A 24,908-nucleotide genomic window follows, 5' to 3' on the forward strand; every position below is an offset into this window, starting at 1 on the left:
GCTTTCCTGTCCCGGGCAAAAAACGTCTCTGCCGTCAATCGACGGGCGGGAAGCGGAGATTGCGGGGCAGGCGTTTGCCGTCCGGAGAGGTGTGGAGGCGGCCGCTGAGGCGGCAGCCCCGATGACAACCGCCGTCGACGCGCGAGGAAAAGATGACAGCTATATTCACCGCCCGCCCCGAAAATGGATTAGCATGGATCACCGGAGCAAGCTCCGGGATCGGTCGCGCCTTGGCGCTTCGATTGGTCGAAGAAGGGTATTCCGTGGTCGTCACCGCGCGAAGTCACGACAAGCTGGTCGACCTTCAGCACGAGGCCGCGGGAACGGGGCGTATCATTGTTCTCGATGGAGACGTCACCGATCCGCAGGACATGGAGAGGTTGCTGACCGCGATCGAATACGAGCACGGGCAGGTGGCGCTCGCAATCCTCAACGCCGGGGTTGTCCTGCCGGTCCGTGGCGACGACCTGCGCCGCGAGGCCTTCGACAGGAGCTTCGCCGTCAATCTCAACGGCGTCGTGAACTGTCTCGTACCTCTCATCGAACATATGAAGGCCAAGGGGCATGGCCAGATCGCGGTGATGTCGTCTGTGGCCGGCTACGGCGGCGTGCCTACGAGTGCGGCCTACGGCGCGAGCAAGGCCGCACTCATCAACATGGCGGAGAGCCTCAAATTCGACCTCGACCGAATCGGGATCCGCCTGCAAGTCATCTGTCCCGGATTTGTGGGCACGCCAGGCTCGGCGAAAGGTGGGTTCCCGAGACCCGCTCTGGTGAGCACCGAAGAGGCGGCAGCTCGGATTTGCGCTGGCCTTAAATCCTCGCGTTTCGAGATCACCTTCCCAAGACGGTTCACCTATCTGGTAAAATTGCTGCGAATATTGCCATATGGCATCTATTTCGCGCTTCTCGACCGGCTGGTGCCGCGGGGGGCGACCGTCGCTTCGGCCTCGAAGAGAAAACCCACGGGCTCCGACGGAAAACCGCGTCAGGCCGTGTGAAGCACCAGCACCGCGCCGAAAATCAACGACAAGCCTATCCAGCCGGTTGGTTTGAGCCTCTGGCCGAAGAAAAGACGGCCGCAGATAGCCGTACCGAAGATACCTGTTGCGCCGAGAACGGCATAGGCCACGGCGAGATCCATTTCCTCGATCGCTTCTGCCAGCAACGCGAAGGCCGCAAGCACCAGAACGATCGAAAGGGCACCCCATCCGCGACGGGCGAAGCCGTGCGATTTGGTCGAGGCGAGATTCGCGGCCACGTCGAGAACGCCCGCCGCCACCGCGAAGGCAAAAGAGAGACCCGACGCGCTCATGCGTCTGTTTCCTCACCCTTGCCCTTACCCGCATTGACGAGGAGGATTCCGGCGACGGCCATCGCGAGGCCGAGCATCTCACGGCCGGAGAGGGCGCGGCCGAAAGCGAAAACAGAAACGAGCGTTATCACAGCAACACCGGACCCTTCCCACACGGCATAGGCGACACCGACCGGAATAACCTTAACTGCTCGTGCCAGGAAGACGTAGGAGAGCGCGATCGAGGCATACATAATGATATGCCCCCAATAGGTGCCGGAACCGGACGCAGCCTTCATTACCGTCAGGCCGACGACTTCGGTCACAATCGCGAGTACCAGGAAAAACCATGCAAGGCGCATGAAAACCTACGAGAATAAGGCCGAGAAGCGGTCCAGCAGCGGTTGCACGATCGGGTCACGACGGTCGACGTGTTCGGCGCAAACTAGCAGCATCTTCTCGATGCGTTCCAGCGAAATTTCGCCACCTGGGTTGGAAGCGTTCGCCTGCTCCCCTCCATTTCCTGGCAGTCGAACTTAAGTCCGCCGTTGTGGCCGATCTTGGCGCGTTTCGACTGACGCCAGCGGCAGGACCGTCGAGAGGGTCGACAACCGGCCAGGGCGGACAGCCGCGATAAAGGCACTAGTAAGGGTGCTGTGAAGAAGCCAGAGGCATGGGGGCCCGCTCGGCGGTCTCCTGTCGGCCGCTGGCGCACTGTTCGCCGGGAACGGTCCTGTTCAGTGGGCGCTTGCCGCTGCAAGGGTCGCGGCTGTGCTCGTCGGGCTCTGGTGCTTCGTTCGCCGGGTTCGAGAGGCTGGGTGGTGCTCGTCCCCTCATCGCGGCTGCTGCAGTTCTCGCCATCGTCGTCGTCATTGTTGCCTTGATCCACCGGCAGGGCGGCGACGACGTTCGTCAATCCATAGAAAGGCAGAACAATGAAGCTGGCGCACTGCGGACGATGTCCGCTCTCGCGTTGACCTTCGCCCTAACGGGATGTGGCACTTTGGCGCCGGCAAGTGCTGACGGTCTCCGCCGCGTGGTGGGCACTGGTCGGCGCGCGCTACGCCGCCGGCGGATCAGCGGACGATCTACCGGACCGTCTTCGGCATCTGCGCCGCGGCGGTCTGGACGAAAGGGGGTGCGCTAGACACGGGGAAGGGACCTGAATGTCGCAGAGATATTTTTCTCCGATCGAAATTCTCAATGCCTACGGGCCTTCGTAGCGGGTGGCGTCGTCCTGAAACAGTTCAGGCTTTGGCAGGGCCTCGCGCTTCTTCGTGCCCGGCAGAACCTCGAACCAGTTGTCAAACATGACCATCGTCGAGCCAAGTTGTGCGAGCACCTGCGGATTGCCCTCCATTTTGGCTTTACCGGACGATACTTTATCGGAAAGTGTCGCAGTGCCGATCATGACATCCTCCAGTTCGCGGCGGTCAATCGTGACGGTCAGGTCGGCGTCTTCGGCCTGATACCCGGCGATAGTTGTCAGCGTGGCATTGCTCATTTCGAGGACAAATTTCTCGCCGTTATCTGGCGTCGAAAGATTGATCTTGAAAGTCATGCCCTCCGCCTTACCGCTTTCCATCTGGATACCAAGGTAGTTGAGGAATAGTTCGGTGCTCGTGCCGCGCACGAAGTCAGGACTGCCCGCCTTTGCAGCCTTTACGGCGACGACGCCGTCACGTAGCTCCTTCGCGCCAGCCAGGAAACTGTGACGGAGACTGGGGCTTTCGAATTGGTAGCCCATCTGCTCATAAGTATCGGCGAGCAAGTCTTTTGCCTCCTGGTTGTCCGGTTCAGCATAGACGAGCTTGTTCAGAATCTCGGTTGCAAGGCGGTATTTGCCCTCAGCATAAAGATCACGGCCTTTCGCCATCACCTTGGATCCGCCGCCCATCATTTCCACATAAAGAGGCGCAGACTCCTCCGGCGATAGCGGCACCAATGTCGCTGGATTCAAATCCCAGAACCCGAGGTATCGCTGAATGACAGCTCGGCTGTTGTGCAGATAGGAGCCGTGGTAGCCCCGTGAATGCCATTGTTGCTGCAGACTCTTCGGCGGCTCGTAAACATTATGGATCTGGTTGATGGTGACGCCTTTGTTCGCCAGGTGCAGGACCTGGTTGTTCAAGTTCGCGTACATGTCGCGTTGACCGCGCATCACTTCGGTGATCCGCTCTTTGCCCCAACGCGGCCAGCTATGGGAGGCGAACATCACGTCCGCTTGGTTGCCAAACTGGTATAGCGCGAGGTTGATGTACTGTGACCATGCGAGAGCGTCGCGTACAGGTGCCCCTCGCAGCGTCAAAATATTGTGGAGGCTGCCCACGATGTTCTCGGCCGCCCAGAATGCTTTGAAATCCGGAAACCAGGTATTCATTTCCGCTGGCGCTTCGGTGCCCGGCGTGTTCTGGAAGACCATCCTCACGCCGTCGATGGTGAGTTCCTGAATGGGCTGATCAATGCTGATGGTCGGCGGTAGAATCCCCACGTCGCCGCTGGCCACCGCCTTGCCGATCGAAGCGTCGACATGTCCATAGGGGCTGGGTGGCACGAGGTCGCCGTAGGTGTAGGACTTGCGACGGGTCATCACATTACCGGCGTAGAGGTTTTCCGCGATCGCCTCATTCAAGAAACCCTTGGGAGCAATAATCTGAACCTTTTCTGCGGCGAGCGCGGCATCATCGACGACGCCGCGAATACCGCCGAAGTGGTCGCCGTGGGAATGAGAAATGATGACGGCGACGACGGGCCGCTCGCCAAGCTTCTCATTGATGAATTTAAGCGCGGCACGTGCCGTTTCCTTGACCGTCAGTGGATCGATCACGATCCAACCTGTATCGCCCTTGATGAAGGATATGTTCGCGAGATCGAAGCCGCGAATCTGATAGATGCCCGGAACAACCTCGAACAGGCCGTACTCCATGTTGAGCAGAGCCTGACGCTGCAGGGATGGGTGGATGCTGTCGAACTCCATCCCCTTAAGCAGGAAGTCCCAGTTGTCCATGTTCCAGGCCACATCGCCTTTATCATTCATGATCTGACGGAAAGGCGGGGCAGCGATGAAGCCGCGCTTGGCTTCCTCAAAGTCCCGCTTGTCAGCGAAGGGCAGAAGCTGGCGCTGCTGTTGCTGCGCCTCGATCGTGTATTGCGAAGGCATCTTTCCCTTCGGACTGAAATGCTGTGGCTCCTGCGCGACCGCCGTGCCTCCAAGCCCTCCAGCGAAAACTGCACCAATCACGAGTGACAGTAGCTTAAGCAAACCGTTCATGGCCTGTCTCCCCCGCCAGTTTATGGGCGTGCAACGCGCCCCGGCGCGTGGAGTATGGCACGCGGGTCACTGGCTGACTATCGCCCCTTAGGGAACGTCGATTGTGGTCAAGCGGCCAGGGGCGGTGGTGGCACGTCGCTGATCGGCGCCCGAAGACTCCATCCCGGCTCAATGCAGGACAAGATCGACGAACAGTCGCAGGGCTGTGCGGCGCCTGCGCCTGGACCGAGAGCGAATGCGCCAGCCACGACGCGGCGCAGCAGTAATCAACCAAGCGAAATCGCATTGCATACGAGGAGCATCGACGGGAAGATCAAGGATGAAGCTATGGAATTGCCGAGGCGTGCTCAAAGGCTCGAATGGAACCTAAATTCAACCCTGAACCTGCTCACCCTCATCGGCTGATCGGCGGCGGCGGATGGATCTGGGCGAACACCAAAGAAAAAGCCCCGCACCGTGAGGTGCAGGGCTTTGGAAACTGGCTCCCCGGGCCGGATTCGAACCGGCGACCTATCGATTAACAGTCGAGTGCTCTACCGCTGAGCTACCAGGGATCATCTGCGCCGCAGAAGTGAGGCTGCTAATACAAATGCTTTTCCGATTTGCCAAGCGGTTTTTAAAAAAAAATGACGGCAGCCGGTTGCCCCCCTGTGGAGAAGGCACCAACTGTGGGTCATCAATACGAAAGCAGAATGATGGCGACCGAAGGCAAGAAGAAGCATTTTGGCATCGATTCCAGGACGCGCGAGATCGTTCTGGGCAAGTGGCGAATGAGACTGCCCAACTCGCCGGTACTGCGTGTGCTCATCGGCGTGCTGCTCGTTTGTGGGGGTCTGGTCGGCTTTCTACCCGTCCTCGGCTTCTGGATGGTTCCGCTCGGCCTGCTGGTCCTTTCGCATGATATTCCTTCGATGCGCAGGAGGCGCCGCAAACTGGCCGTATGGTGGGCGCGGTGGCGCAGCAAGCCGAATTCGTCCGACAAACCCTGAAACGGCTTTGGAAGCGTCACAGCGACGAGAAGGTCTCAATCGTCGGAGTGGTTCGATTTTCTCGACCGGCTCCTCTTTGGCAGGAGAGCGAAGATGACGCCGGCGAGAATCAAGGCGGTCGGCCAGAAGTCTGTCGCCTGATCCCAGCTCCATTTCCAAATTTCATAGCCTTCAAGATGCGGCGGCGGCAGCTTTGCGGCAACCTCGAAATCACGTTTCTCGCGGCCGTGGAAGTGCCCGGCGGCAAATGCGAGACCAATGATAAGCGCCAACTTTCTGGGCGCGACCGCCATGAACAGCAGAGCGACGACTGCTGCGATGCAAAAACCCTCGACCACGTGACCAAGCCAATCGAAGTGTCGCTGAATGTAACCCCAGGGAATGTCCATCACGTCGCGCCATCAGTAACGCCGACGATGCCGGCGGACGCAACCCTTACCATGACCGCCAAGCCGGATGCCACATGGCGCTCCGGTCCTTCTTCTTGCCAGGTTCCGATTTTTGCCTGTCGCGTCGCAGTCATTACAACTTTTAGTAACCCGAACTGGTGAATTTACAGCCGCATCACGTTCGGCAAGATTACCCGCTCTCAGCGGCCGTCTCCGTTTCCAGGAGGAGCATCGGCCAATTTCAGCATTGGAGAGAAAAAATGGCGCATCTGATCGGTGGCATCGTCCCTTGGCTCGGGCTCGATAACCAAATCTTCGGTACGAACGATCCGGACGTAATCTTCGGAGACCCGTTCACAACCGGCAATACACTCGATGTCCTCGAGATCGGCGGATCCCTGTCTTCGGGGCAGGGCGGCCGCGACCGCCTCGACGGCCGCGCAGGCAGCGACACCATTTTCGGGGACGCGTGGGCGATCGCCGATGAGGGGCGCGGCGGCGACGACGAGCTCTATGGCGGCATAGGTAACGACACGCTCTACGGTGATGCCTTTTCGATCGATGTGAGTGACTCCCTAGCCGTAGCGGGAGGGAATGACCGCCTCGACGGAGGCAAGGGCAACGACACGCTCTACGGCGACGGATACAATTGCCTTAGCGGGCGCGGTGGCGACGACATGCTCGACGGCGGCGCCGGAGACGACGTACTCTCTGGTGACGCCTTCTCGTTGGGCGACTTCTTCACCGGCGGAAACGATAGGCTCCAAGGCGGGGAGGGCAGCGACCACCTTTACGGCGATGGCCTGGATCAGGGTGTCGTGGAGTCCGGGATTGGCGGCAACGACCAGCTCTATGGCGGCGCCGGCAACGACTTCATCGTCGGCGATGTCCTTTTCTCACGCGGCGGCAGTGGCGGCGACGACCTTCTCGACGGCGGCAGGGGCGACGACATACTTTACGGCGATGCGGAAGTCGGCGTCGACACAGCGGGGGGAGACGACCTCTTGGTCGGCGGCGTCGGCAACGATCAGCTCTGGGGCGACGGCCGACTTACCGCAGCCTTCGCGGTGGAGACGGGTGCCGACCAGTTCCTTTTTGCACGGCACAGTGGCCGCGATGAGATCTTTGATTTCGAACTCGGCAAGGACGTCATCCATATCGCCGGCTATGGCTACGCTGATCTTGCCGACTTGCTGCCCAACATCAGTGACGATGCCAGCGGTAACGCTGTTCTGAACCTGAATGGCACGGTAGACCAGGTCACGCTGATCGGCGTCCAAACCGCCGATCTCAGCGCGCACAACTTCGTCTTCGCGAATGCGGATCTGGCGTTCGTCTGACAAGCAGCATCACGCCCGCGGCCGACGTGATAAACGGCCCGCGGGCACCGTCCCTGCCGGCTCCGTGATCACTGCAACCTTCCGCATCCCAGAGTCGGGTGCGTCCAAAGAGTAGCACGGTCGGCTGTTTCTTCAGGGGATTGAGAGCGTCCTTTGGCAAACGCTTGACACATTGTGGCTTTGGAGGCCTCGCCCGGAATTGAACCGGGGTACAAGGATTTGCAGTCCTCTGCGTCACCACTCCGCCACGAGGCCTCTACGATCTGATCTTTTCAAATCGTGGCGCGGATTTAGAATGATTGATCGGAATCCGCAAGAGGGTTCATTCGCTATGCGAACCTTTTTATTGTGAATACCTTGAACGGTCCTAGTGGTAACGCCGGATGAGGCCAACAAGCTTACCCTGGATCTTGACCCGGTCCGGACCGAAAATGCGGGTTTCATAGGCAGGATTGGCGGCCTCGAGCGCGATAGAGGCGCCCTTGCGGCGGAACCTCTTCAGGGTGGCTTCCTCGTCGTCGATCAGGGCGACGACGATATCTCCGATACTGGCGGTGCTCGCGTTGCGAATGATCACAGTATCGCCGTCGAGGATACCGGCTTCGATCATCGAGTCGCCTTTGATTTCCAGCGCGTAATGTTCGCCACTGCCGATCATTTCGATCGGCACCGAAATATCATGCATGTTGTTCTGGATCGCCGAAATGGGCACGCCCGCGGCAATGCGGCCCATGACCGGAACGACAACCGATGCGTTCTCGGCCGGTGGCGCCGGTTTCGGGGCTGGAGCCGGTGCGGCTGGTTTTCCGAGACTGCCCTCGATGACGCTTGGCGAAAAACCGCGCCGGACTTGCGGGTTGCCGGCATAGGCCTCCGGCAGCTTGATAACCTCAAGAGCCCTGGCGCGATTCGGTAGCCGGCGAATGAAGCCGCGCTCCTCCAAAGCGGTGATCAAACGATGGATCCCGGATTTTGAAGCAAGATCCAGGGCATCCTTCATCTCGTCGAAGGAAGGAGGCACCCCGGACTCCTTCATTCGTTCGTGAATGAACAAAAGCAATTCCTGTTGCTTGCGGGTCAGCATGGCGCGTCACTCCAGAATCGCGAAACAAATCAAGAACAGAGCCTATCTGTTCCATATGTGTTCCGCAAGTGCCTAAGATTCCGTGAATTTTGCCTGCTGTGGAATACTGCTCCGCTCGAAGCTGCAGCATGCCGAGGACGATCGCCCGAGGCTTCAGGCGAGGGGTCGATACAGTCGTGCCAGTCGCATGGCCCGTCGCGGCATCCGCCGTACCGGTCGCACATCGAACTCGTCAGTAGGCAAGACGTGGCCCGCCCGGCGTAAGGACATCGAATTGCGGCTCTGGATAGGGCCCGTACCACTGGGTGTAGGTTGTGTTCGTCGAACCGGTGCTTGCGCATCCGGAAAGTGCGAATAAGACGAAAAATACTGCTGTCAGCAAAGACTTAACAGGCATATTTCTTCTCCACTCGCGGAGGCACCAGACCTCGAAAGGGTCAGACAAAAACTCTCTCTCAAATCGTGCTTTATGGCAAGCGTGGGCAGAGTCAGCGGCAGGCGTTGCCGCCTTCGACTCGTGCGAACCGGTTGTCGCGCATGTCTTGATTTAGGTACGAACTGTTACCTTTGTCTCCGGGTCGGACAGGAAGAGGGTGGTGGAGTCGAAGGGAGTCGAACCCTCGACCTCCGCAGTGCGATTGCGGCGCTCTCCCAACTGAGCTACGACCCCACTACGGCCGATTTTATAAGTCTTTTCGGTCGCGCGCACCAGGGGTATTCCTTCCCGACGCGCTGCCGCTGGTCCGCGCCGGCGCTGCATTTCGCCAACCACGACGGCCTACGATCGTCGCGCTCATCTCTCAAGCTTTCAGAAAATCGAACCGTTCATCGGTACGGCCCGGCGAACTGACGAGGATTTCCGCGTCGACCACGCCCTCGGCGACGAAGGGGTCCTCCTGCACACGTACCTCGATCTCCTCTGGCGACGCATTGTGCGCAAGGATTGCACCGCCCGCATTCGGCTGGAGGCTTCCGACCAGTAGAAACACACCGTCGTCGAAACCGCGCTTGATCCAGGCATTGTGCCCGTCCATGAACTGCGGGGCTTTGGTCTTGTCGGCGAAGCGAAGGGTAATGACGAACATGATTGCTCCATCAGGCGGGTTGGCGGGATTGAGGTGGTGGTTCGACCGGGCATTGAGCCTGCAGCCACGCTTCCATGTCGGCGACTTCGGATGAAGTCCTCGTCGCGGAAGGCGTTCACGAGCGGTTGCAACGCCTTGGCTGCGCATCAGGACGTGGAGAGCCAGCGCCTCCGCATCCGTTTCGCGTCCAAGCCCGCAAACTGCCGGGCGAGCCAATCGCGGAACAGGGTGAACAGGCTCACCGCGTCATTCTTCGCCAATGAATCGAGCTTCGCCAGTTCGTTGCAGAGCGTACCGACCGAGCAGCCATGTGCCATGATCTTTGCCCCGAGGCGAGGATGACGTCATTTGACACGTCATGGCCACGCTGCCGTGCGGCTCGTACAGATCAACGCGGCGATGGACCGGAAATGCCGTCGGACGCTGCTCGCAGCAGTGCGAGCATCCGCCGCCGCCAAGTTGACGACGGTGTATTTGGCTCGTCAGCTTCATGCATTATGATCTGGGATATATCGACCTGGAGCAGAGGACTTTGCAAACCATCGACAATCCGTTCGGAACGAGATTGTCACCTATGTCTCAGGAATAAACCGTAACCTATGTGTCCAGAATGGACCAAAGGCAAATGGCGGAAGAGGTGGGATTCGAACCCACGGTACGCTTTCACGCACGCCGGTTTTCAAGACCGGTGCCTTAAACCGCTCGGCCACTCTTCCATCTATTTGATATCATTGGAGCATAGCCTTTGACATCAAAGCCCGAAATCGCCGTTTGCTACGCACTTTGCAACTATTTCGATTTCTGATTTGCGCTTATAGCGGCTTGCAGCGCTGCGTCAACTTGTTCGGCAGCATCGGCTTGCATTCCTGGCATGACATGGGAGTACAGATCGAGCGTAATGCCGATAGTCGAGTGTCCCAGACGCTCGCTCGCCACCTTCGGGTGAACGCCGGCCGCCAGCATCTGCGATGCATGAGTGTGCCGGAGGTCATGGAACCGGATGCGGGGCAGGGACGTCTTCGCTAAGAGCCTCGTCCATTCGTGGGTAAGCGATACCGGCTTCAGGGGTCGGCCATCAATCTGCGCCACTACGAACGAATCATCATCCGGCCGGATGCCGATCTTCAATTGTTCCTCAGCCTGTCGTGCACGGTGTGCTTTGAGCTCGGCGAGCATCATCGACGACAAGGCCACGGTGCGAGACTTGCCAGCCTTCGGCTCTTTGTATCGCACGCCTTCTTTCGTCTGCTCCGCGCTCTCTCTGATGGATAGCATCCGCCTATTGGCGCTCAGGTCGACGTGACGCCAGCGCAGCGCCAGTATTTCACCCCGCCTCAGGCCGCACATGACCGCCAACATCATCGGGATAAACATTCGGGTAGGGCGGAAGGCCTCTAAGAGGATCGCCGTCTGATCGGGGTCGTATGCCAGCATCTTCGTCCGCTCGATCTTTGGCGGTGTCGTTGCGGCCGCTGGGTTCTTCACAAGCCTATCCCAGGTCACAGCTTGATTGAGAGCTTTGATCAGCACTCGGCGCATGTGATGCACCGTTCGCGGCGAAAGGCCACCGCCTCTCCGATGACCTTCTGTCAGCGCTTTGGCGAACGCGGCGTCAATCTTGTCTGTCTTGAGCTTCGCAAGCGTGACGTCGCCGATTAGCGGCCCAAGATTCTTTTCACAGATCTCGGCGTATCGCTCGTGCGTCTTCGGCGTAACCGTAGGTTTGATGAAGGTCAGCCACTCGGTCAGAAACTCCGAGACCGTCTGCTTCGTCGGTTCGACGTAACCGCCGCTCTTGATCTCAGCGATCAGCCTTGCGCACTCCGATTGCGCCTGTCGCTTCGTGCCAGTGAAGGAGTGCCATTTCCGCTTCTTCTTGCCCGTCTTAGGGTCAATTTCTCCCACGTCCAGGACGATGGCCCAGTGGCCGGGTGAGCGTTCCCGAATATGCCCCTTCATCGATTTTCGTCCTTCTTCGCGCTTCGTGCCTTTTCTGCTGCTTGAGCAATCACGTCCATTGCCTCAGGAGACTTGCGCAACCCTTCGAATAGCGACTTCCCTTTGAGGTAGTCGGCGGCGCGTCCCTCCCAGTCTAGCGCTTCACTCAAGTTCGTATCACCGTTTGACAGACCATCGAGGCGAACGGTCTGCTCGACGAGTTTGTCGTAGAGGCTGTAGCAATACTTGAAGACGTCCGATGCAATCGCGCGTAGTTCGTCGAGCTCCTCCGGCGTCCTCGGCCTATCTTGAAGCGTTTCATCCCCGAGTAAAATAACTGCGTCGATCAACCCCTTCATGTTTTCGTGGAGCGACGGTGCAAGCTCTTGTTGAATCAATGCGATACGGCAAAGTCTTCTGACTGCCTCAGAACGTGAGGGCACACGGTTTGCAAAACGCCAATCATCAATAGCGGCGATTTCTGCGGTGGTGATTTTCAGCTGCATTCGTTCCGTTTCGGTTTCACCAAGCTTTGGACGGGCCATAACGTGTCTCCTTGTTTTCGTGTGTACATAACTCACAAAAAGGTTGCAAGGAGGTTAAGTCGTGATAAAGTACCAAACGTACACACTTTACTAACCAAACTGGAGCTTAAACATGACACTTGAGGAAGCACTCAGCCTGCCCACCATCTCGGTGCCTGATGCAGGAAAGCTGTTTTTTGGCCTTGCTCGCAACAGCGCGTACGAAGCGGCACACCGCGGCGACTTCGAAACGATCAAGGTGGGGGGGCGCATTGTCGTTCCGGTTGCACCGCTCGCTGCAAAGCTCGGCCTGCGCGCCAAGATCGGAACAGCGGCATGATCGACCGTCGGGTTCCTTATGAAGGAAGAAGCTCTATCAGGGTAGTCAGGGTCGATTGGAGCGGGAAAGACGCAGCCGGAGAGGACTATCGCCTTCACGCCGCCCCAGAGTTGGTCTCGCGGGGCCTCATGGTCAACGTTCCAACGTTGATCCAGTACCCCGACGGCAGGATCGAAACGGGCAATCAGGTGAAGATCACCCCTTCTGGCCTGGCATTCCTCAAGCGCGAAGCGCCCGTCGAACTCCGTGAAACGGAGGGACGAGCATGACCAATGAAGCAAAAGGCCCGGCAGAGGCGGCAACCTCTCCGAGCCATGGTTCTACCAATCCCGAGAAGGATAAGGAAATGAACGAGGTACACGCTATCACATCGGCTAACGCTGATCTAGCCCATCGCGATCTCATGTCCTGCGAAGTCGACATGACGAAATTGCGCAGCATGAGCATGAAGCAACTGCACGATTTCCGAAATGTGTTGCACACGATCGGAGAAGTCACCGCAGCATTCGCTTGCCAGCCGCGCTTCTCGAATGAGCGAAGCAACACCTACAACGCTGCCGGCGATTTGGTTGAGGACCTATGCCAATTCTTGGGCATGTACGAGCACGCTCTCGTCAGTGTCGCGCGGGAAGCGACACCTTGGCCATCAAGCGAGGTCGAATGGCGTGCCTGGACGATCTTGAGGTACGAGGCCGACTGTGCCGACGAGCTTATTCCGTTCGCGGTCCACGCAGCCGAGGCAGTGCGGGACGAGGCTGAGGCCAAGTGCATGGAGCGCTACGCTGCGATCGGAGCTGCGAAATGACGGTCAAAGTCGCCTCACACCACATCGACGCCGTATATGATGCCACCCAAATTATGAGCCTGTTCGCAGGGGTACTTGCGGACGGCGATGTCGATGACAAAAAGGCCGGCGAGATGTCTTGGCTGCTCGGCAGCGCAAAGAAGGCCCTCGACCCTATAATCGACTTGCTCGAAAAGCTTCAGGCAGAACAGAACCCCTCGCACGCGTATGCGCGTGAGGAGGTGCCGGCATGACCGTCATCAAATTCTTCGAGAAGCGGGATGTCACCGCAGAGGACGCCTGGAAGACCTATGTCAGGCTTGCCACAAAGGCCAACGAGACCATGCGCTTCGAGGATGGCATCGCCGCCGGAAAGGCGTGGGGTCGCTTCGTTACCCGCTTCGTTCATGACGACAGCCCGGGTGGGCCCGCCGCATGAAGCTGCCGTTTATCACCATCAACCTTGAAACCTGCGGGTTTGTGATCGAGCTCGAGCAGGAGGTTCTGGGGGCGCTACTCGTCTCAGGGCAACATGCTGCTGTTCGGGGCCTCGTGCGCGCCGACCATTTCATCGAGCCGATCCATCGTCGGATCTTCGAAGTGATCGAGATCGCGGCCGAGCGCTACAATTCTTCTCGTGTGGATCTGGTAGCCAAGATGTTCCCGCCGGATGAGGTCAAGGCCTGGTCCGACGGACTGAAGACGCCCCTCCACTCGTACCTGGCCGCTCTGGCCGCTAACACGGTGTATGGCGCCGGAGGCCTGAATAAGGTCAGCGTTCCGAACCTGATCCAGCAATGGGCGAGGATATCAGTAGGCGTGGAAGCAGAGCGCGTCCGCTTGGCGTCCATCGACCCGGGCGTCGATCCTTCCGAATTGATCCGTGCTGCTACTCGGTCGCTCGACGATGTTGCTACCGGACTCAGCGTAGGTGCCAGGGGGAAAACCCGGTTTTCCCTCTCTGAGGCTGCCGACGCGGCACTGGAGGAGGTGCAAGCCGCAATTGAACATGGCGGCGGTCTCACCGGGATCACCTGGGGGCTCACGGACGTGAACAACGCCACCGGCGGCATCCACCGCGGCGAGATGGTCGTTCTTGGCGCACGGCCGTCGATGGGCAAGACAGCGGTCGGCCTGGGAATTGGCATCAAGGCTGCGCAGTCCGGCGCCGGCGTAGGGTTCATCTCGCTGGAAATGGGTTCTAACCGCCTTGCCATGCGAGCGCTGACGGACATCGCCTATGACTGGAACGTCAAGGTCCCATACAGCGACTTGATCACTGGAAAGGTGGCGGAGAAGGACTTCGAAAGCATCTGCGAGGCGAAGCAGAAGCTCAACAGCCTACCGCTTTGGATAGAGGAGCAATCCGGCCTCTCGGTTTCAGACCTTCGCGTCAAGGTTGGCCGCATGCAGGACGTGGCGGATCAGTCTGGCAAGAAGATTGATCTGCTCATCGTCGACTATCTGCAGCTGATCGCGGCCTCGTCGCGATATTCGGGGAACCGGAACAGCGAGGTCTCTGAAATTTCGGCAGGACTGCGCCAGATCGCGCGCGAGAACGATCTCGCGATGATCGCTCTATCCCAGTTGAGCCGAGGAGTGGAAAGCCGCGAGGACAAGCGCCCAATGCTGTCCGACCTGCGGGACTCCGGTTCGCTTGAGCAGGATGCCGACACCGTCGTGTTCCTCTTCCGTGAGGCCTATTACCTCGAGAAGGCCAAGGGCAATGATGCGGATGCTGAGATCGCCCGCGTCGACCGCCTCATTGAGTGCGAAAACAAGCTCGAATTCATCATCGCGAAGCAGCGCAACGGAGCTGTCCGGACGATCGACCTCTTCGTCGATATTGCCTGCTCGGCGGTCAGAAACGCAGCGAGGTCCTTCTGATGGCCGGTATGTTCAAGGTTAGGAATTGGGAGCAATTCCAACACTACAAGGACCGCAACCCGCCGTGGATCAAGCTCCACTTCGCTCTGCTGTCTAGCGAAGATTGGGTGACGCTAGACGATGCTAGCAAGCTGCTAGCAGTCGTTTGCATGCTGATCGCGTCACGCAATAACGGGATGGTGCCGAACAACCCCGCTTACCTGAAAAGGGTGGCGTACCTTGACCGGCTTCCAAAACTTAAACCTTTGATTGACTGCGGTTTTCTTGAAAACGTGCAAGCGGATGATAGCGCGTTGCAAGCGACTGATAGCGGTGCTCTAGCAGATGCTAGACCAGAGACAGAGACAGAGGCAGATACAGAGGAGAAAGATTCTTTGTCCGAAACCAGTTCGGACGAGCAGCCGAGGAAGACCCTTCAGAAGAAATATCCAGCGGACTTCGAAGCCTTCTGGAGCGACTATCCTCGAAGCCCTAACATGTCGAAATCCAAAGCTTTAGCAGGCTGGAAAAAGCTGACCGAAGCCGAAAGGGCCGCCTGCCATCAAGCCGTGCCGGCATACCGAGCCTTCCTTGCCTCTAAGGCCGATCATCCAACGATGCACGCCACGACATTCATCAACGAGCGGAGGTTCGAAGGCTTTGCCCCAGAACCGCCTAAGCGGGTCGATGAGGCCGTCTGGCTGAAGCGCCTGACCTACGGCCGGAGCAAAGGTGGATGGTTTACGGGCCAGTGGGGGCCCGCTCCGGGCCAGGTCGGATGCTCGGTTCCCGAACATCTCCTGAAACCCGATGACGGCGCCGGCTGGCGCGAAATGGAGAAAGCAGCGTAATGCCGAGAGATGGAAATTTCGAATTCACCGACGTCGATACGTTCGGTCGCGGCGTGCGGCACGGCTTCATCATCGCAGTGTCGAACGGCAAGGGTGGCAAGAAGGCCTGGGGCGACGAAATCTTCCAGACTTGGGAAGCTGCCCGCTCGACCGCATTGCAGTGTGTACCCGGTCCATTCGACATCGCCCCAGCTCGCGAAGTCATCCACTTCGGCAAGAACCCGACGTCGCATGCCTATCACCGATCGATCCTGTTCGGTGACAAGGACGATGCGAACCACCGCTGGTATGCGGTTCGCGTTTCCCCTGGCTATCAGCGCATGGCGAAGGCGATTGACGGCCTGGCGGAGCTCCGCCGCGGCGAGAGCATCATCGAGCGCAATTTGCGCGAAGCGAACATCGATGTGTTCATGCCGGCCTTCTGGAAGGAAATTCGGAAGCACCGTAGCCGCAAGCTCGTCGAGCGCCGCTTCCCGCTGCTGGTAGGATACGCGTTCATCCGCCGCGACCCGGGTGTCGGCTTCGATCCTGTTCGAGAGGTCGACGGCGTCAGCAGCATCGTCTGCATCGGCCGTGATAGAGGGCCTATCGAGTTTTCGGAGGCGGACATCCAGACACTGATGATCGCCGCCTTCGACCGGCACCAGGCGTACAAGTTCAAGCGTGCAACGGCATTGGAAGGGGCCCGCCATATCCGGCGTAAGCATCTGAACACCGAACTCGGGCGCCTCCTCCCTCGAGGCCGCAGCCGGACCGTCTCACTGCGGTATCACGCCGACGCCTGCATCAACAGCTTGGATGATCGTCTCAAGGAAAGGGTTTTGGGGATTATCCAGATGATCGATGGCTTGGAAAACGATGAGCATCTTGATGAATATCGCGAAGCAGTATAGTTATTTCCCATCTCCTTTGGGATGCCCGTTCGCGATCCACAGCCTTGCGCTCTGCTTCTGCCGGTCCCGCTCAGTTGGCGCTTTGCCGACGCGTTGGAGAACTGCATCCAAAATTCTTCTGTCGGCGTAGAGCAGCCCGGTAGCTCGCCAGCCTCATAAGCTGGAGGTCGCAGATTCGAATCCTGTCGCCGCAACCAATCTCACGGGTATTTGGTAGGAACCAGCGCCTGCGTATTCGGGTGCCCCTCTATCGATGTTCGATCGACTGCCAGGATGCTCGCCACGAGAGCGATGAGGATGAGCCACATGAAATAACGGTAATGATTGGACAAAAGCCTCAGCCAAAGTGGCCAGCGCCAGTGGCGCATTGTATAGGCGATTAGAGGGTCGCGCTCAGCCGGCCGCCCCCCATGTAACTAGTCCCGTATCATCCCCTCACCATCAGGTGGCGGGTTTTCGTTTCAGGAGCATTAATGGACACCCCTTCCCAAAAGAGCGACCAGCGCACCGCTGAGGGCCCGTACCGCATCCGGTTCTATGAGAACTGCGGGTATTCACCAGCGCAGCGGTTGGTGGCGCTCGCAATGGTTGAGATCGAAGAGAGAGGGTTTCACGGTCGGAGGCTCGGTTGGCCGATGCCCGAAACCCCCTGCATGGCAGCCATCGATAAGGAAGGCAATGCGATCGGCTTGCTCACCTACTTCGGCGAATCGGACTGGCAAATCGTGCTCGCCTACGTGTCGCCGGAGCATCGACGGAAAGGTATCCACACCGCCCTTCACACTGCCCTTGTCGACAAAGCCAAAAAGCAAGGGAATGTCTTTTCGATCAATTCCAATACGCACGTTAACAATCTCGCCGCCCAAGCAGCATTCAAAGCCCAAGGTAGGGTAAAAGAATTCATCAACTATTCCTTCCCCCTGAAGGACTGGGGCGACGGCAAAGAGCCCACAGAGTAGCGAGCTAGCGCATCGCGGGGCTGTCGCGTGAGGAGATGAGGATGGGTAACTTAGAAGCCGCGCTGCTCTGTTCCCTCCTCATTATTGCGGCCGTTGTTTGGGCCCTCTCGCGAATTGGCAAGGTGATGGACAGATGACCCGCTACGAAATGAAGCGCTCCGATGTCGCTTCGGCGTCACTCGCGGAACTGATCCGTCTCGTTACTGAGATCGAGGCTCTCAAGGGCGCTGCACTTTTCGGCTCGATTGAAGAGAACCTCCTGGTAGCTGCTATGGCTGAGATAAACGCTCGGCTGCAGCCCAGAAAAGCGGAGATAGCCCAGCGTGGCTAAACTCCGGACTATCAAGCCACTCGTCGCCACCATCAAGCCCCTCGTTGGCAGGATGCCCGGTGATGAGAAGGCCAGAGCAAGACAGGAGTGGCGCGAGGATCGCCAGTCACGTCAGTGGCTCAAGTCCGAATGGTGGCAGCGAGCCCGGCAGCGCATCCTCGTCAGGGACCAGTACACCTGCAAGCGGTGTGGTCTCCTCGTCCCCGGCAAGGGTGAGGCCCACGTCGACCATATCGAGCCTCACAACGAGGATAGGGCCAAGTTCTTCTGCAGTGATGATGGACTGCAAACCCTCTGCGTCATCTGCCACACGAAGCACAAGCAAGCCGAAGAGCGCCGAGCGCGGCTCCTCTGGTAGGCCCCATCAGCCAAGGGGGGGGGGGGTGGTCACGATCGGAAGGGCAATCTCCTTCTGGACACGCGCCCCCCGCATGGAGAGATTTTTTTCTCGTCTGGGAGTTTCCAGCCGGAAACCTGAGTGGAAACCATGGCCAAAGAGAACAAGCCCATTGACTGGGCCGGCATCGAAAAAGACTACCGCGCCGGCGAGATGAGCGTCCGCGACATCGCCCGGTGGTACAGCGTTTCTCACACCGCCATCAACAAGCGCGCCAAGGCCGAAAAATGGACCCGGGCAGCGCAGCCGAAGCACCTCGACCGGCGCGAGCCGGTGCAGCGACTGACGAAGCCAGCGGAGGCTCCCGCTGATCTGTCGGAAAAGGGAAAGGCCCTCGCCGGCCGCATGATGGACGAACTGGACGCGGTGACCTCGCTGCACGGAGAGCTCGAGGACATGATCTGCGCCGAGGAAAGCGATTCTCGCAGGCGCCAGTCCTTGCTTCGGGCGATCTCATTGGGAGAGCGGGCCAAGACGCTGAAGGATATCAGCGCCACGCTGAAAACCCTGTCTGAAGCCGCGGCGCCGGTCGGCAAGAAGGCTGCTCGGAAGGATGCGGCCGCGGCGGCTGCCTCCGGTGGCGGGAAGTTCGCTCCCCGTCCCGGTCCTAAGCTGGTGGTCGACAACAAATGACCTTGCATTGGACTACCGCTTGCCTTGACTGGGAGAAGCGGATTGTCTCGCAGCGGTCGTTGATCCCGTTCCGGCCGCTTTTCCCAAGCGAGGCCGAATACGCGCTTAGCGTCTTCAAGGCGCTGAAGGTGACCGATCTGCCAGGCCAGCCGACCTTTGGCGAGGTGAGCGACCAGTGGGTGTTCGATTTCGTGTCGGCCATCTTCGGCGCCTACGACGCAGAGACCGGAAAGCAGCTGATCACCGAGTTCTTTCTGCTGATCAGCAAGAAGAACACGAAATCCACGATTGCCGCCGCCATTATGCTGACGGCGCTGATCATCAACTGGCGGCACAACGAGGAGCTGCTGATCCTCGCGCCGACGATCGAGGTAGCGCAGAACAGCTATAAGCCGGCTGCGGCTATGGTCAGAGCAGACCCGGAGCTTGATGCAAACGCCGACGAGGGCGGTCTGCTCGTCGTGCAGGACCATCTGCGGACGATCAAGCACCTGGGCACGGATGCCGCGCTCAAGGTCGTCGCGGCGGATACGGACACGGTGTCAGGCAAGAAGGCCGGCCGGATCCTGATCGACGAGCTGTGGGTGTTCGGCAAGCGACCGAACGCGGACGCGATGCTGCGAGAAGCGACAGGCGGCCTCGTTTCTCGGCCGGAAGGTTTCGTCATCACCCTGTCCACCCAGAGTGACGAGCCGCCGGCCGGCGTGTTCAAGGCGAAGCTCGACTATGCTCGCGCGGTGCGCGACGGGCAGATCGAGAACCGCAAATTCCTGCCGATCATCTATGAGTTTCCGCCGGAGATGATCAAGGCGAAGGCCTACGAGGACTCGTCGAACTTCTACGTCACGAATCCCAATCTCGGGCGGTCGGTCAGCCAGGAATGGCTGCAAGACGAGATGACGAAGGAACTCTCGGGCGATCGCACGACGCTCGCCACCTTCCTTGCCAAGCATCTGAACGTTGAGATCGGCATGAACCTCCGGTCCAACCGGTGGCCCGGAGCGGATCTCTGGGACGGCCGAGCTGATGGAAAGATCACCGTCGAGTACCTCATCGAGAACTGCGACGTGATTGTGCCAGGTCTAGACGGCGGCGGCCTCGATGACTTGTTCGGCCTGGTGCTGGTCGGCCGCCACAAGAAGACGAGGGATTGGCTCGTCTGGTGTCATGCCTGGTGCCATAGGGGCGTGCTGCAGCGGCGCAAGTCGATTGCGAGCAAGCTTCAAGACTTTGCGGCAGCTCGCGAACTGACAACCGTCGACGACGAGTTGGAGGACATCTCCGAGATCGTCTCGATTATTGCCCAGGTCAAGGATGCGGAATTGCTCGCCTGTGTCGCCGTGGACCCGGCTGGGCTGGGTGAAATGGTCGAGGCCCTGGATGAGATAGGCATCACGCAGGAAGAGGGAATGCTGATCGGCGTGCCCCAGGGCTTCCAGCTGATGAACGCCATCAAGACTTCGGAGCGGAAGCTCGCGAACGGCACGCTGCTTCACTCCGGCTCAGGCCTCATGCAGTGGTGCGTCGGCAACCTGAAGATTGAACCGACAGCAACGGCCATCAGAGCCACCAAGCAGAACGCAGGCGATGCGAAGATCGACGTCGCCATGGCGCTTTTCAACGCGGTCACCGTGATGAGCCGGAACCCGGAGCCGAAGCGGAAGCCGCAATATCAGATGCTGGTCGTCGGCAGATAAGGAAACCACGACATGAACAGGATGTATTCGGTCCTGACCGTGAAAGCGGTCGAGGAAGAGCAGCGCGTTATCCGTGGCATCGCCACGACACCCAATCCTGACCGGGTTGATGACATCGTTGAACCCCTAGGCATCCAGTTCAAGAACCCGATGCCACTGCTGCATCAGCACGACCACACCAAGCCAGTCGGCACGGTCACCTTCGACAGCCCGACCAAGGACGGTGTCACTTTCGAGGCGCGGCTCCCGAACATTGAGGAGGCCGGCCCACTGCGTGACCGGATCGAAACCGCTTGGGGCGAACTGAAAGCCGGCCTCGTTCGTGCCGTCTCAATTGGATTTCGCTCGCTCGAGCACGCATGGATGGATGGCGGCGGCGTCCGCTACCTCAAAACCGAAGTGCTCGAACTCTCTCTCGTCTCCGTACCGGCCAATGCCGATGCGGTGATCTCCACCATCAAGTCGATCGACCGCCCTCTGCTCGCCGCGTCTGGCAAGGAGCCGAAGGCGGGTGATCGGCCTGTCGCTCCCGGCGCTGCGGGAAAAACCAAGCACTCAGTCAATCTCAAGATCAAGGAAAACCCAGCTATGAAGACCATTGCTGAACAGATCGCGGCGCTGGAAGCCTCTCGGCAGGCGAAGGCCGCACGCATGGCCGAAGTCATGCAGAAGTCCATGGACGAAGGCCGTTCGACCGATCAGGCCGAGCAGGAGGAGTTCGACTCCCTCGAGCAGGAGCTCGACGCGATCGACGGCGACCTGAAGCGTCTCCGCGCTCTCGAAAAGGCTCAGGCCTTGACCGCCCGCCCGCTCGTAACCGGCCAGATCAAGACCGCTGCCGCCGGCGCCGCCGCGCGCACGGGGGCCCCGGTTGTCATCAAGGGTGAAAAGGACGAGGCCTTCGAGGGTCAGAACTACACCCGCATGGTGATCGCCAAGACCCTGGCACGCATCGACGACATGTCGGCCGTCGGCGTAGCCCACAAGCGTTGGGGCCGGAGCAATCCGCAGCTCGTCGAAACCATCAAGGCTGCTGTCGCTGGTGGCGGTACGGAGCCGGGCGAGTGGGGTGCAGAGCTCGTTCACATCGATCGCTACACGGGCGACTTCATCGAATACCTGTATAGCCGCACCGTGTTCGACAAGCTGCCGCTGCGCGAGGTGCCTGCAAACGTCAATATCGCCGGCCAGGACGGCGCTGCTACCGGCTACTGGGTTGGCCAGTCCAAGTCCATTCCCGTCAGCAAAGCTGACTTCATGGACGTGAACCTGACCCCGCTCAAGGTCGCCGCTTTGGCCGTGGTTTCGAAGGAGCTTCTCCGGGACTCCTCGCCATCGGCTGAAAAGCTCGTTCGCGATGCTCTGGTCGAGGCGTCGGCCCAGCGCGTCGACCAGACGTTCCTCGGAGCGGGTGCGGCGGTTGCGAACGTATCCCCGGCTGGCATCTTGAACGGCATTGTGGCCGGCACCAGCGCCGGCCCGGATATCGAAGGCGTCATTGCGGACGTGAAGGCGCTCTATGCAGGCTTCATCGCGGCGAACAATGCCGACGGCCTTCAGTTCGTCACCACGCAGTCGCTGTCGAAGGCGCTTGGGCTGATGCAGAACGTTATGGGCAACTTCGCATTCCCCGGCCTGTCGGCGAACGGCGGCGCGCTCCTCGGCGATACGCTGGTTGCCGGTGGCAACGTGGCTGCTGGCGACTTCATCCTGCTGAAGCCGTCCGACATCTACAAGATCGGCGATCGCGGCGTTGAGGTGTCTCTTTCCACCGAGGCGGCCATCCAGATGGATGACGCTCCGAACGGTGCCAGCGACACACCGACGGCGAACACCAGCGTCGTGTCGATGTTCCAGACGGACTCGGTCGCAATCAAGGTCGTGCGCCCGCTGAACTTCGCCAAACGGCGTGCATCTGCGGTCGCCTACATCGGCGATGCCGACTACGGCACACCAGTGGTCACTCCCTAATCGAGACGGAGGCGGGGTTTTCTAACTCCGCCTCCTCATTCCTGTGGAGATGAATGATGAAGCTGATTGCTTGCCGCCATCTGACTTATGGAACGCGCCGCCTCCTTCCCGGCGAGGTGTTCGAAGCGTCGGACCGCAATGCCCGCGTACTGATCGCGGTCAATAAGGCGAAGACTGCGCAACCGGATGCCGGTGGTCACGATCTTCCGGCTCTCCGCAAGGAATATCAGGAAGTTTCTGGCAAGCGGCCTTTCAACGGCTGGGATGCAGAAACACTCCGATCGAAGATCGCAGAGGCAAAGGACGCCAACTGATGCGCCTTTTCGGGTTCAATATCTCCCGCGTAAAGTCGGTTGAGAAGGCGCTGTCGCCTGTCGCGCAGAGCGGCCGCGGATGGTGGCCTATCCTCGAAAGCTATCCAGGTGCATGGCAGCAGAACGTCGAAGTCCGCTATGACTCCGTTCTGTCCAATCATGCCGACTTCGCCTGCCGGACACTGATCGCTTCCGACATTGCCAAGCTGCCCATTAAGCTGGTGGCGAAGGACCGTGACGGGATCTGGAGCGAGACGAGCAATCCGGCTTATTCGCCCGTCCTGCGCAAGCCGAACCATTACCAGAACAGAATCCAGTTCATGGAGAGCTGGGTTCTGTCCAAGCTGCAGCGCGGCAACACCTATGTGCTGAAGCAGCGCGACGCCCGCGGCGTGGTCGCCAAGCTGTACGTGCTCGACCCGAACCTTGTGACCCCGCTGGTTTCCGATAGCGGAGATGTGTTCTACCAGCTCAATGCCGACAATCTCGTCGGGCTGCCACAAGGCGTTACCGTCCCGGCTTCCGAAATCATCCACGACCGGTTCAATTGCTTCTTCCATCCGCTGGTAGGCCTCTCTCCGATCTTCGCCGGCGGCCTTGCCGCGATGCAGGGTCTGGCGGTTCAAAACGACAGCACCTTGTTCTTCCAGAACGGCGCAAGGCCTGGCGGCGCGCTTACGGCACCAGGTGCCATCACTGACGAAACTGCGGCCCGCCTCAAGGAATATTGGGACACCAATTTCTCGGGCAAGAACTCCGGTAAGGTCGCGGTGCTCGGCGATGGCCTGAAGTATGAGGCCATGAGGGCGAAGGCGACGGACTCGCAGCTCATCGAGCAGCTGAAGTGGTCTGCCGAGGTCATCTGCTCCACCTATCATGTCCCACCTTACAAGATCGGCGTAGCTCCCGCTCCCGCTCTCAACAACATCCAAAGCCTGAACATCGAATATTACTCGCAGTGCCTGCAGGTGCTGATCGAGGCGATCGAGCTTTGCCTTGATGAAGGCTTGGAGATGAGAGAGGGCATCGGCACCGAACTGGACACCGATAATCTGCTCCGCATGGACAGCGTGACGCAGATGGAGGTTCTGGAGAGGGCCAAGAGCGTCATGACACTCGACGAGCGCCGGAAGCGGCTCGACCTCAAGGGCGTCAACGGCGGCGCTACGATCTACCTGCAGCAGCAGGATCACTCGATCGAGGCCATCGCTGCACGCGACAAGCTGCTGATCCAACAGGCCAACAATCCGACGCCGGCACCGGCGCCTGACCCCGTCCCCACCCCTTCGCCCGACGAAGAAGCGAAGCGACAGGAAGTGGAGCAGCGCGCGTTCGTCGCCGAGGTGGCGCTATCATTTCAGAAAGGCATCGCGGCATGATTGACGCTAAGGCTTTTGGCCTCGAACTGGCCGCGATCGTCAAGGCGCAACTTGACCCTATGGCGGCTCGGATCGCCGAGCTGGAGAAGCGTCTGGCAGAAGCCGAGGGCCGGCCGGCACCGGTCAGCGTGGCGGGCGCGCTCATCGATCGCACCGGCTCCCTCGTCCTCACCATGTCGGACGGTTCTACGAAGAGCATCGGCCCAGTCGTGGGCGAGGATGGAGATCCTGGTAACGATGGTCTCGGCTTCGATGACCTTGACGTCGCCTATGACGGCGAAAAGACGATCACCCTGAAATTCACACAGGGCGAACGCGTCAAGGAATTCGCCTTCACCATGCCGGTAGTGATCGACCGCGGCGTCTATCGTGATGGCAGCGAATACAAGGCTGGTGACGGCGTCACCTGGGGCGGCAGCTTCTGGATTGCTCAGAAGGACACCAGCGCAAAGCCCGACGCCGGCGACGACTGGCGCCTGTCGGTCAAACGCGGCCGCGACGGCAAGAACGGAACCGTTAAGGAGGCGCCGGCAGCCCAGCCAGTGCGCGTCGGCGTTCCAACGCCAAAGGAGGCCTGAC

General features: G+C 59.6%; 29 protein-coding genes, 5 tRNA genes and 2 pseudogenes. 23 read left to right on the forward strand and 13 right to left on the reverse strand.

Annotated features, from left to right (window positions below; all coding sequences use genetic code 11):
* Positions 1-152: 152 nt before the first annotated feature.
* Positions 153-1,001: an SDR family NAD(P)-dependent oxidoreductase gene (locus FB009_RS27410; RefSeq protein ID WP_011975520.1), complete on the forward strand. Its 849-nt coding sequence runs from the start codon at positions 153-155 to the stop codon at positions 999-1,001.
* On the opposite strand, the gene FB009_RS27415 is transcribed toward FB009_RS27410, so the two are convergent.
* A complete protein-coding gene (locus tag FB009_RS27415; RefSeq protein ID WP_011975519.1) occupies positions 989-1,315 on the reverse strand; it encodes an SMR family transporter in 327 nt (108 codons plus the stop codon). The two genes, FB009_RS27410 and FB009_RS27415, sit on opposite strands and share 13 nt — an antisense overlap.
* Positions 1,312-1,656 carry a multidrug transporter subunit MdtJ gene (locus tag FB009_RS27420; protein ID WP_011975518.1) on the reverse strand — a complete coding sequence of 115 codons (345 nt, stop codon included), beginning with the start codon at positions 1,654-1,656 and terminating at the stop codon, positions 1,312-1,314. The genes FB009_RS27415 and FB009_RS27420 overlap by 4 nt, the downstream gene beginning before the upstream one ends.
* A gap of 573 nt (positions 1,657-2,229) precedes the next feature.
* Here FB009_RS27420 and FB009_RS33405 point away from each other — a divergent pair.
* A pseudogene (locus FB009_RS33405) lies at positions 2,230-2,460 on the forward strand (hypothetical protein).
* 41 nt (positions 2,461-2,501) lie between these two features.
* Here the strand turns inward: FB009_RS33405 and FB009_RS27430 are convergent.
* Together FB009_RS27430 and FB009_RS27440 are read right to left on the reverse strand one after the other, a co-directional pair.
* A complete protein-coding gene (locus tag FB009_RS27430; RefSeq protein ID WP_011975516.1) occupies positions 2,502-4,565 on the reverse strand; it encodes an alkyl/aryl-sulfatase in 2,064 nt (687 codons plus the stop codon).
* Between the two features lie 479 nt (positions 4,566-5,044).
* A tRNA-Asn gene (locus FB009_RS27440) sits at positions 5,045-5,119 on the reverse strand.
* A 141-nt stretch (positions 5,120-5,260) separates the two neighbouring features.
* Here FB009_RS27440 and FB009_RS27445 point away from each other — a divergent pair.
* Positions 5,261-5,554, forward strand: a complete 294-nt coding sequence (locus FB009_RS27445; RefSeq protein WP_024312250.1) for a hypothetical protein — start codon at positions 5,261-5,263, stop codon at positions 5,552-5,554.
* 35 nt (positions 5,555-5,589) lie between these two features.
* Here FB009_RS27445 and FB009_RS33810 read toward each other — a convergent pair whose 3' ends face one another.
* Positions 5,590-5,943, reverse strand: a complete 354-nt coding sequence (locus FB009_RS33810; RefSeq protein WP_011975513.1) for a membrane protein — start codon at positions 5,941-5,943, stop codon at positions 5,590-5,592.
* A 260-nt stretch (positions 5,944-6,203) separates the two neighbouring features.
* Between FB009_RS33810 and FB009_RS27455 the strand changes: the two genes are divergently transcribed.
* The gene (locus FB009_RS27455) at positions 6,204-7,283 is read left to right on the forward strand and encodes a calcium-binding protein (protein ID WP_011975512.1); all 1,080 of its coding nucleotides are present in this window, start codon (positions 6,204-6,206) and stop codon (positions 7,281-7,283) included.
* A gap of 181 nt (positions 7,284-7,464) precedes the next feature.
* Here FB009_RS27455 and FB009_RS27460 read toward each other — a convergent pair.
* The 5 genes from FB009_RS27460 to FB009_RS33815 all read right to left on the reverse strand — a co-directional run bounded on the left by FB009_RS27460 (position 7,465) and on the right by FB009_RS33815 (position 9,769).
* Positions 7,465-7,538: transfer RNA gene (locus FB009_RS27460), tRNA-Cys, on the reverse strand.
* A 112-nt stretch (positions 7,539-7,650) separates the two neighbouring features.
* A complete protein-coding gene (gene lexA, locus FB009_RS27465; protein WP_011975511.1) occupies positions 7,651-8,367 on the reverse strand; it encodes a transcriptional repressor LexA in 717 nt (238 codons plus the stop codon).
* 594 nt (positions 8,368-8,961) lie between these two features.
* Positions 8,962-9,037: transfer RNA gene (locus FB009_RS27475), tRNA-Ala, on the reverse strand.
* Positions 9,038-9,167: 130 nt separating this feature from the next.
* The gene (locus FB009_RS27480) at positions 9,168-9,452 is read right to left on the reverse strand and encodes a YciI family protein (RefSeq protein WP_011975509.1); all 285 of its coding nucleotides are present in this window, start codon (positions 9,450-9,452) and stop codon (positions 9,168-9,170) included.
* 146 nt (positions 9,453-9,598) lie between these two features.
* On the reverse strand, positions 9,599-9,769 hold the full coding sequence (locus FB009_RS33815; protein WP_308417439.1) for a hypothetical protein: 171 nt from the start codon (positions 9,767-9,769) through the stop codon (positions 9,599-9,601).
* A gap of 31 nt (positions 9,770-9,800) precedes the next feature.
* Between FB009_RS33815 and FB009_RS34090 the strand changes: the two are divergent.
* Positions 9,801-9,911 (forward strand): annotated as a pseudogene (locus FB009_RS34090) (type II toxin-antitoxin system prevent-host-death family antitoxin); the annotation flags it as partial.
* A 167-nt stretch (positions 9,912-10,078) separates the two neighbouring features.
* Here FB009_RS34090 and FB009_RS27490 read toward each other — a convergent pair.
* The 3 genes from FB009_RS27490 to FB009_RS27500 form a co-directional block, all read right to left on the reverse strand.
* Positions 10,079-10,168, reverse strand: a tRNA-Ser gene (locus tag FB009_RS27490).
* Between the two features lie 73 nt (positions 10,169-10,241).
* Entirely contained in the window at positions 10,242-11,411 is a 1,170-nt protein-coding gene (locus FB009_RS27495; RefSeq protein WP_145162350.1) for a tyrosine-type recombinase/integrase, read from the reverse strand.
* A complete protein-coding gene (locus tag FB009_RS27500; RefSeq protein ID WP_145162353.1) occupies positions 11,408-11,935 on the reverse strand; it encodes a hypothetical protein in 528 nt (175 codons plus the stop codon). The genes FB009_RS27495 and FB009_RS27500 overlap by 4 nt, the downstream gene beginning before the upstream one ends.
* A gap of 112 nt (positions 11,936-12,047) precedes the next feature.
* Here FB009_RS27500 and FB009_RS27505 point away from each other — a divergent pair, with 112 nt between their 5' ends.
* The 18 genes from FB009_RS27505 (at position 12,048) to FB009_RS27590 (ending at position 24,907) form a co-directional block, all read left to right on the forward strand.
* The gene (locus FB009_RS27505; protein WP_145162356.1) at positions 12,048-12,254 is read left to right on the forward strand and encodes a DNA-binding protein; all 207 of its coding nucleotides are present in this window, start codon (positions 12,048-12,050) and stop codon (positions 12,252-12,254) included.
* On the forward strand, positions 12,251-12,523 hold the full coding sequence (locus tag FB009_RS27510) for a hypothetical protein (protein ID WP_145162359.1): 273 nt from the start codon (positions 12,251-12,253) through the stop codon (positions 12,521-12,523). The genes FB009_RS27505 and FB009_RS27510 overlap by 4 nt, the downstream gene beginning before the upstream one ends.
* Positions 12,520-13,059 (forward strand): hypothetical protein, encoded by a 540-nt coding sequence (locus tag FB009_RS27515; RefSeq protein WP_145162362.1) that lies wholly within the window; start codon positions 12,520-12,522, stop codon positions 13,057-13,059. Before FB009_RS27510 ends, FB009_RS27515 begins: the two co-directional genes overlap by 4 nt.
* The gene (locus FB009_RS27520) at positions 13,056-13,292 is read left to right on the forward strand and encodes a hypothetical protein (protein ID WP_145162365.1); all 237 of its coding nucleotides are present in this window, start codon (positions 13,056-13,058) and stop codon (positions 13,290-13,292) included. The genes FB009_RS27515 and FB009_RS27520 overlap by 4 nt, the downstream gene beginning before the upstream one ends.
* Complete coding sequence (locus FB009_RS27525) at positions 13,289-13,477, forward strand: hypothetical protein (RefSeq protein ID WP_145162368.1); 189 nt, start codon at positions 13,289-13,291, stop codon at positions 13,475-13,477. The genes FB009_RS27520 and FB009_RS27525 overlap by 4 nt, the downstream gene beginning before the upstream one ends.
* Positions 13,474-14,925 carry a replicative DNA helicase gene (locus FB009_RS27530; protein WP_145162371.1) on the forward strand — a complete coding sequence of 484 codons (1,452 nt, stop codon included), beginning with the start codon at positions 13,474-13,476 and terminating at the stop codon, positions 14,923-14,925. The genes FB009_RS27525 and FB009_RS27530 overlap by 4 nt, the downstream gene beginning before the upstream one ends.
* Positions 14,925-15,755: a hypothetical protein gene (locus FB009_RS27535; RefSeq protein WP_145162373.1), complete on the forward strand. Its 831-nt coding sequence runs from the start codon at positions 14,925-14,927 to the stop codon at positions 15,753-15,755. The genes FB009_RS27530 and FB009_RS27535 overlap by 1 nt, the downstream gene beginning before the upstream one ends.
* Positions 15,755-16,648 (forward strand): transcription termination/antitermination NusG family protein, encoded by an 894-nt coding sequence (locus FB009_RS27540; protein WP_145162376.1) that lies wholly within the window; start codon positions 15,755-15,757, stop codon positions 16,646-16,648. Before FB009_RS27535 ends, FB009_RS27540 begins: the two co-directional genes overlap by 1 nt.
* Before the next feature lie 119 nt (positions 16,649-16,767).
* A tRNA-Met gene (locus FB009_RS27545) sits at positions 16,768-16,845 on the forward strand.
* Positions 16,846-17,121: 276 nt separating this feature from the next.
* A complete protein-coding gene (locus tag FB009_RS27550; RefSeq protein WP_145162456.1) occupies positions 17,122-17,607 on the forward strand; it encodes a GNAT family N-acetyltransferase in 486 nt (161 codons plus the stop codon).
* Between the two features lie 133 nt (positions 17,608-17,740).
* The gene (locus tag FB009_RS27555) at positions 17,741-17,938 is read left to right on the forward strand and encodes a hypothetical protein (RefSeq protein WP_145162379.1); all 198 of its coding nucleotides are present in this window, start codon (positions 17,741-17,743) and stop codon (positions 17,936-17,938) included.
* Positions 17,931-18,296: an HNH endonuclease gene (locus tag FB009_RS27560; protein WP_145162382.1), complete on the forward strand. Its 366-nt coding sequence runs from the start codon at positions 17,931-17,933 to the stop codon at positions 18,294-18,296. The genes FB009_RS27555 and FB009_RS27560 overlap by 8 nt, the downstream gene beginning before the upstream one ends.
* Before the next feature lie 120 nt (positions 18,297-18,416).
* Positions 18,417-18,968: a hypothetical protein gene (locus FB009_RS32880; RefSeq protein WP_186447681.1), complete on the forward strand. Its 552-nt coding sequence runs from the start codon at positions 18,417-18,419 to the stop codon at positions 18,966-18,968.
* On the forward strand, positions 18,965-20,665 hold the full coding sequence (locus FB009_RS27570; RefSeq protein ID WP_202882497.1) for a terminase large subunit: 1,701 nt from the start codon (positions 18,965-18,967) through the stop codon (positions 20,663-20,665). Before FB009_RS32880 ends, FB009_RS27570 begins: the two co-directional genes overlap by 4 nt.
* A gap of 12 nt (positions 20,666-20,677) precedes the next feature.
* Entirely contained in the window at positions 20,678-22,636 is a 1,959-nt protein-coding gene (locus FB009_RS27575) for a phage major capsid protein (RefSeq protein ID WP_145162385.1), read from the forward strand.
* Between the two features lie 56 nt (positions 22,637-22,692).
* A complete protein-coding gene (locus FB009_RS27580; protein ID WP_145162388.1) occupies positions 22,693-22,950 on the forward strand; it encodes a hypothetical protein in 258 nt (85 codons plus the stop codon).
* On the forward strand, positions 22,950-24,329 hold the full coding sequence (locus FB009_RS27585) for a phage portal protein (RefSeq protein WP_145162391.1): 1,380 nt from the start codon (positions 22,950-22,952) through the stop codon (positions 24,327-24,329). The genes FB009_RS27580 and FB009_RS27585 overlap by 1 nt, the downstream gene beginning before the upstream one ends.
* Positions 24,326-24,907, forward strand: a complete 582-nt coding sequence (locus tag FB009_RS27590; RefSeq protein ID WP_145162394.1) for a hypothetical protein — start codon at positions 24,326-24,328, stop codon at positions 24,905-24,907. Before FB009_RS27585 ends, FB009_RS27590 begins: the two co-directional genes overlap by 4 nt.
* Position 24,908: the final 1 nt, after the last annotated feature.

The sequence above is a fragment of the Sinorhizobium medicae genome (assembly GCF_007827695.1).
GTDB classification, from domain to species: domain Bacteria; phylum Pseudomonadota; class Alphaproteobacteria; order Rhizobiales; family Rhizobiaceae; genus Sinorhizobium; species Sinorhizobium medicae.